This window comes from Cupriavidus sp. SIMBA_020, assembly GCF_046535395.1.
GTDB lineage: Bacteria > Pseudomonadota > Gammaproteobacteria > Burkholderiales > Burkholderiaceae > Cupriavidus > Cupriavidus campinensis.
Genome location: NZ_JAWRWU010001105.1, coordinates 1 through 255 on the forward strand (window position 1 = coordinate 1; position 255 = coordinate 255).

1 pseudogene is annotated in these 255 nt (G+C 42.0%); it reads left to right on the top strand.

Annotated features, from left to right (window positions below):
- Positions 1-255: pseudogene (locus tag SB751_RS32935) on the top strand (site-specific integrase); the annotation flags it as partial.

Sequence of the window (255 nt, forward strand, 5' to 3'; positions counted from 1 at the left end):
CTGGAGTGATATTCAAAAGCTAACGTGGGAAAAACTCACAATGATAGATCCACGAGCAACTTTTAATCACATTAAAACAGGGCAACTTCAGTACTTATACCTTCCACCTGATGCCACTATGCTCTTAGATTCGCCAGGAGAAGCCCATGAACGTGTTTTTAAAGGCTTAAGATACTCAAGCTATACAAATGTTGCACTAACACAGTGGATGCTCAGAGCGGGGATTACAAAGCACATTACCTTTCACTGTGCGAG